At 69.7% G+C, this 6,214-nt stretch carries 5 protein-coding genes; 2 read left to right on the forward strand and 3 right to left on the reverse strand.

Annotation, left to right across the window (positions count from 1 at the left end; all coding sequences use genetic code 11):
- Nucleotides 1-83 precede the first annotated feature (83 nt).
- The 3 genes from Q0U08_RS16660 to lgt are packed head-to-tail and all read right to left on the reverse strand — an operon-like array spanning nt 84 to nt 2,559.
- On the reverse strand, nt 84-593 hold the full coding sequence (locus Q0U08_RS16660; RefSeq protein ID WP_298092725.1) for a GNAT family N-acetyltransferase: 510 nt from the start codon (nt 591-593) through the stop codon (nt 84-86).
- Nucleotides 590-1,678 (reverse strand): SAM-dependent methyltransferase, encoded by a 1,089-nt coding sequence (locus tag Q0U08_RS16665; protein WP_298092726.1) that lies wholly within the window; start codon nt 1,676-1,678, stop codon nt 590-592. The genes Q0U08_RS16660 and Q0U08_RS16665 overlap by 4 nt, the downstream gene beginning before the upstream one ends.
- A 2-nt stretch (nt 1,679-1,680) precedes the next feature.
- The gene (lgt, locus tag Q0U08_RS16670) at nt 1,681-2,559 is read right to left on the reverse strand and encodes a prolipoprotein diacylglyceryl transferase (protein ID WP_298092728.1); all 879 of its coding nucleotides are present in this window, start codon (nt 2,557-2,559) and stop codon (nt 1,681-1,683) included.
- 75 nt (nt 2,560-2,634) lie between these two features.
- On the opposite strand from lgt, the gene Q0U08_RS16675 reads away from it, so the two are divergent.
- A complete protein-coding gene (locus Q0U08_RS16675) occupies nt 2,635-4,329 on the forward strand; it encodes a class I adenylate-forming enzyme family protein (protein ID WP_298092729.1) in 1,695 nt (564 codons plus the stop codon).
- Between the two features lie 71 nt (nt 4,330-4,400).
- On the forward strand, nt 4,401-6,214 hold a 1,814-nt coding region (locus Q0U08_RS16680; RefSeq protein ID WP_298092730.1), incomplete at its 3' end, for a molybdopterin cofactor-binding domain-containing protein.

Consider the following 6,214-nt stretch of genomic DNA (forward strand, 5'->3'; position numbering starts at 1 on the left):
GAGTATCGTCGGCAGCGTCAGATGTGTATAAGAGACAGGGATGGGGTTCAGGAGCGGGGTGGTAAGGGGGGTTATGGTCATTTTTATAATGTCAGGCGCATGATGCGATCTTCGTCGATCGTGTCGCCGACGGCGAAGTCGTAGCGGCCGATGTCCTCGAACCCGTAGCGGGCGTAGAAGCGCTTGGCACGGTGGTTGTCGACATAGACCGAGAGCAGCATTTCGGACGCGCCCTGCGCGGTGGCGTGGGCGAGCGCCCAGTCCATCAGGGCGGGGCCGATGCCGGCGCCGAGCCATGCCCGCCCAACGTAAAGCTGGTGCAGTTCGATCGCATTCGCGGACCAGTCACCCGGAAAGGCGACGGGGCCGAGCTTGGCGAAGCCGGCGATACGGTCGCCATCGAATGCCACCTGGATGTGCCAGCCGGGGCGGCCGATCTGCGAAGGAAGCCCGGTGGGGCCGAACGCCTCGTCCAGAAAGGTGGCGAGGTCGCGGGCGCTGTAGAGCGTGCCGAAGGTTTCGGTGAAGGCGGCGCGGGCGCAGGCGGCGAGCGCGTCGGCATCCTCTGCACGGGCGGAGCGATAGGTGATCATTCGCCATATCCCGCCGGAACCGGCCAGTCGGGGCGGGTGATCGCCAGCGCGCGGAACAGCGTGCCCATCGCATCCATCAGGCGGACGCGGTCGGCCATCAGCGCCTCCGCCTTGTCGGGGGTGCTGCGGGCCAGCGCCGCAGTGCGCTGGTCGATGCCGAGCTGGCCGAGCAGATCGCGCTGGGTGACCGGGCCGAACGCGGTGGCCCCGGCGCTCTGCGCGGCGGCGGCGAGGGTGGTGAAGTCGACATGGGCGGACAGGTCATGCTCGCCGGGGGCTTCATAAGGGTTGGCGAAGGCGTGGCCGCGCACCGCCTGCAGCGTGTCGGCGAGCGCGGGGCCTTCGTACCCGTAATCGATCGCCAGCATCGCGCCGCCCTGTGCGGCGATGCGCGCGGCGAGGCTGCGCATGATCGCAACCGAATGGGGCGACACCTCGATGATCGAGCCGGGGGGCGAATCGCGCAGCGTCTCGGGGATGGCGGGGACGGGGACGGCGGGGCCGGCGATGGGGAGGAACAGCGTATCCTGCGCGGCGACCAGACGCTCGTGCCAGCCATCGCCGCGCTTCACCAACTGGCGAATCGGCAGCGCGTCGAAAAATTCGTTGGCGACGACGATCAGCGCGGTGTCGGTGGGCAGCGTGTCGACGCTGTCGTGCCAGGTCGCGTTCGGCACACGCGCCTTTTGGGCTTCGCGCAGTGCAAGGCTGGTTTCGACGAAATGGACGGGGGGCACGAGGCCGGCCTTGGCCATCGCGCGCAGGGCATCGGCGGCAAGCGTGCCGCGACCGGGGCCGAGTTCGACCCAGGCAACCTGCGGGCGGCCGGCGCGGTCCCACAGGTCGGCGCACCACAGGCCGATCAGCTCGCCGAACATCTGGCTGATCTCGGGGCTGGTGGTGAAGTCGCCACCGGTGCCCAGCGGATCGCGGCTGGCATAATAATGCGCGTTGGCGGCGGCCATATATTGCGACAGCGGGATGGGTCCGGCGAGCGCGATGGCGCGGGCCATGCGCTCGGGAAGTGCCTCCTCGGCGGTGCGGACGAAATCGGCCGGGGGGATCAGGGGGGAGTCGGACGCCATCGTCAGGCGACGCTGTCGGGGCCGGCGATCGGCTCGACCCGCTGGCGGCGCTTCGGCGCGGTGAGGACCAGATAGAGACCGCCCGCAATCATCGGCACGCACAGCCACTGGCCCATGTGGAGCCCGGTCTGTTCGGCGAACTGCCGCAACTGGCTGTCGGGTTCGCGGAAGAATTCGACGATGAAGCGGGCAAGGCCGTAGCCGAGCACGAACAGGCCGACGAGCTTGCCCGGCTCGTAGCGTGCTTTCGTGCGCCAGAAGGCGAACCACAGGATGGCGAAAAGAAGGAGGCCCTCAAGACCCGCCTCGTAAAGCTGGCTGGGGTGGCGGGCCGGATCGGGGATGCCGAAGGGGACGGTGCGCGGAAAGACGATCGCCCAGGGCACGTCGGTCGGCTTGCCCCAGAGTTCGCCGTTCACGAAGTTCGCCAGCCGGCCGAAGAACAGGCCGAAGGGAACGCAGCAGGCGATATAGTCGTGGACACGCAGCCAATCGAGCTTGTGCTTGCGCGCGAACAGGATGAGCCCGAGCGAGGTGCCGATCACGCCGCCATGGAAGCTCATGCCGCCGTCCCACAGCCGCAGGATGCGCAGCGGGTGCAGGATCATTTCCGGCGCGTAGAACAGCACATAGCCGATGCGGCCGCCCAGGATGATGCCGAGCGTGGCGTAGAACACCAGATCGTCGGCATGGCGCCGCGCCATCGGGGCGCCGGGCTGGGCCAGCAGCTTCAGCAGATACCACCAGCCGATGAGGATGCCGGCGATATAGGCCAGGCTGTACCAGCGCAGCGTGAAGAAGCCGATCGAGAAGACATCCGGGTGCAATCCCAGATCCTCGAAGCGGATATGGCCGGTGCCGGCCGCGAGCAGTTCGATCAAGGCTTTTCCCTCATGGTCCGCGTCTGCATAGTGGCGGGCAACGGCAAGACCAAGAGCCCGATAAAGGAGAGAGCGATGCGGACCGAGCTGGACGGGCGGATGGACGCGACGGTGGCGGCGCTGACCGGTGCGGAGGGGCCGCTGGCGCTGGGTTCGATCGCGCGGCACGGCGTCGACCTGCCGGTGATCGCCGCCGCGCCGCCCAGCCTGCCCGCCTATTTCGCGCATTTTTGTGCGCAGCATGGTGCGGCGACCTTTCTGGTATCCGGCGAGGAGCGGCTGAGCTTTACCGAGACCTATGATGCCGCGCTGCTGGTGGCGAACGGCCTGGCGGCGCGCGGGGTGCGCAAGGGCGACCGGGTGGGCATCGCGATGCGCAACTCGCCGGCCTGGATCGTGACCTATATGGGGGTGCTGATCGCGGGCGGCGTGGCGACGTTGCTCAACGGCTGGTGGCAGGCGGACGAACTGGGGCAGGCGACGCGCGATGTGGCGTGCGCGCTGATCGTGGCGGACCTGCCGCGTGCCAAGCGGCTGGAGGGCGTGCCCGATCTGGCGGCGCCGGTGGTGGTGCTGGACGATCACCTGCCGCTGGGACAGGCGCTGACCCCGCTGATGGCGCCTGAAGGCGCGACCGCCGTGCCGTTGCCGGTGGTGGGACCGGACGATCATGCGACGATCCTGTTCACCAGCGGATCGACCGGCTGGTGCAAGGGGGCGTTGTCCGACCACCGGGCGGTGGTGCAGGGGACGTTCAGCTTCCTGACCCAGGCCATGACGATGCTGAGCATCAGCACCGCGGACGGCAATCCGCCGCAGGGGCAGCCCGCGACGCTGCTCAGCCTGCCGCTGTTCCACGTCACCGCCGAGGTGCCGGTGATGCTGCAAAGCTTCGCGATGGGGCGCAAGCTGGTGCTGATGCCGAAATGGGATGCGCAGGAGGCGATGCGGCTGATCGCGGCGGAGCGGGTGACCTATTTCGTCGGTGTGCCGCTGATGGGGCTGGAGATGCTGAACCATCCGCGGCGGCCGGAGTATGACCTGTCGTGCCTGGTCGATCTGGCGGCGGGCGGCGCACCGCGGCCGGTGGAGCATGTGCGGCGCATCGCGGCCGAGATGGGGGGCACGGCGCCGCTGATCGGCTATGGCCTGACCGAAACCAACGCGACGGGATCGGGCAACTGGCGCTCCAACTATCTGGCGAAGCCCGATTCGGCGGGGCGCGCCTCGCCGCCGCTGGTCGAGTTGAGAATCGTGGACGATGACGGGCGCGCGGTGCCCCAGGGCGCGCGCGGCGAGGTGGCGATTCGATCGGTCGCGAACTTCCGCGAATATTGGGGCCAGCCGGACGCCACCGCGGCGGCGTTCACCGCGGATGGCTTCTTCCGGACGGGCGATATCGGGCTGCTCGACGAGGACGGCTATCTGTTCATCGTCGACCGCAAGAAGGACATCATCATTCGCGGGGGCGAGAACATCAGTTGTCAGGAGGTGGAGGCGGCGCTGTATGCGCATGCCGGGGTGGCCGAGGCGGCGGTGTTCGGGCTGGAGGATGCGCGGATGGGGGAGGTGCCCGGCGCGGTGGTCCATCTGCATGACGGGGCGGATGTCGATGCCGCCGCGCTGGAGGCGTTTCTGGGCGAGCATCTGGCGGCGTTCAAGGTGCCGCGCCGCATCTGGATCGTGGACGAGGCGCTGCCGCGGCTGGGGACCGAGAAGATCGACAAGGTGACGCTGAAGGCGCGGTACCGGGCGCTGGTGGCGGCCTGAAGGGGGAGCGGGCCGGCACCGCCTAGATTGGCTCTTTCGCCAATCTCCAGACAGCCTGTAAGGCCCGGGCCATGACGATGATCGGCAGGCGGACGTTGCTGGTGGGGGGCGGGGCCGGACTGGGGCTGGTCGTGGCCTGGGGACTGTGGCCGCGCGACTATGCGCCGGGGCTGACCGTGGGGCCGGACGAGCGGGCGTTCGGTGCGTGGCTGAAGATCGGGCGCGACGGGCATGTGACGGTGGCGGTGCCGCAGGCGGAGCATGGGCAGGGCGTTTATACCACGCTGCCGCAAATCGTGGCGGACGAGCTGGGCGCGGACTGGCGCACGGTGGCGGTGGCCCCGGCGCCGGTGCATCCGCTTTATGCCAATCCGCTGGGGCTGGACGAGCTGTTCGAGCATGGTTTCGATGCGGTGCCGGCGGCGTGGCGGGGGGAATGGGCGACGCGCAATGCGGCGATGGTGACGGCGGCGTCCTCCTCCATCCGGATGTTCGAGGCGCCGGCGCGTGAGGCGGCGGCGGCGGCGCGCGCGCTGCTGATCCAGGCGGCGGCGCGGCGGTGGGATGCGGACTGGACGGACTGCACCGCGCAAGCCGGCTTCGTCATCCATGCGGGCAAGCGGCTGCGCTTTGCGGAACTGGTGGACGAGGCGGTCAGGCAGACGGTGCCCGATCCGCTGCCGATCGGGGTGCAGGGCGCGGGCGCGCTGATGGGCAAGGCGGTGCCGCGGCTGGATGCGCCGTCCAAGGTCGACGGGTCGGCCAACTTCACCGCCGACATCCGCCTGCCCGACATGGTGCATGTCGGGGTGCGGCGGGGGCCGATCGGGAGCCGGCTGGTCGGCATCGACCGTGCGGCGGCGCGTGCTGTACCGGGCGTGGTCGAGGTGATCGAGACCGAGGAATGGGTCGCGGTGGCCGCGGCGACATGGTGGACCGCCAGCCGCGCATTGGATGCCAGCCATCCGCGCTTCGCCACCGAGGGGCCGGGTCCTTCCACCGCATTGATCGCGGCGGCGCTGGATGCGGCGCTGAAAGATGACGGGCGATCGGTGGCGGCAGTCGGCGATATCGAGGCGGGGCTGGCACAGGGTCGGGCGGTCAGCGCCACCTACCGCGTGGCGCCGATGGTGCATGGCGGGATCGAGACGCCGGCTGCGGTGGCGGCATATCGCGACGATCGACTGGAGATATGGGCGCCGACCCAGGCACCGGCGCGCGCGCGGGCGGCGGCGGCGGCAGCGGCGGATCTGCCCGAGGACCGGGTCACCGTACACGCGATGATGATCGGCGGGTCGTTCGGTGCGGCGCTGGAGCATGACGCGGTGGCGCAAGCCGCATCGATCGCGATGCGGCTGAAGCGGCCGGTGAACCTGATGTGGTCACGCGGCGAGGCGTTGTTGCAGGATCATTACCGGCCGCCTGCCGTCGCCGAGATGACGGCGCGGCTGGGGGCGAACGGTGCCGTGCTGGGCTGGCAGGCGAAGATCGCGAGCCCCGAGACGGGCAAGGCGCTGGCGGCACGACTGGTACCGGGGCTGCCGCGGCGGATGCTGCGCGAAACCTATGCCACCGGGGGGGCGGTACCGCCCTACCGGGTGCCGGCGATGGCGATCGACCATCACGTCGCCGATATCGGCGTGCCGACCGGGCATGTGCGGGGCGGGGCGCATGGTGCGAGCTGCTTCTTCACCGAAAGCTTCGTCGACGAACTGGCGCGGGCGGCGGGCGTGGAGCCGCTATCCTTTCGCATCGGCATGCTGGGGGGCGAGCCGCGGCTGGCGCGCTGCCTGTCCACCGCGGCGTCGCTGGGTGGATGGGAAGGCGGGGTGCCGGGGAGCGGGCAAGGCATTGCCGCGCATGGCTTTCGCGGCAGTTACATCGC

This window comes from uncultured Sphingomonas sp., assembly GCF_946477935.1.
GTDB lineage: Bacteria > Pseudomonadota > Alphaproteobacteria > Sphingomonadales > Sphingomonadaceae > Sphingomonas.

Excerpts from the sequence above, each read along its gene's own strand:
- Q0U08_RS16660 (WP_298092725.1), bottom strand. The coding sequence starts at position 593 with ATGATCACCTATCGCTCCGCCCGTGCAGAGGATGCCGACGCGCTCGCC.
- Q0U08_RS16665 (WP_298092726.1), bottom strand. The coding sequence starts at position 1,678 with ATGGCGTCCGACTCCCCCCTGATCCCCCCGGCCGATTTCGTCCGCACC.
- Q0U08_RS16675 (WP_298092729.1), top strand. The coding sequence starts at position 2,635 with ATGCGGACCGAGCTGGACGGGCGGATGGACGCGACGGTGGCGGCGCTG.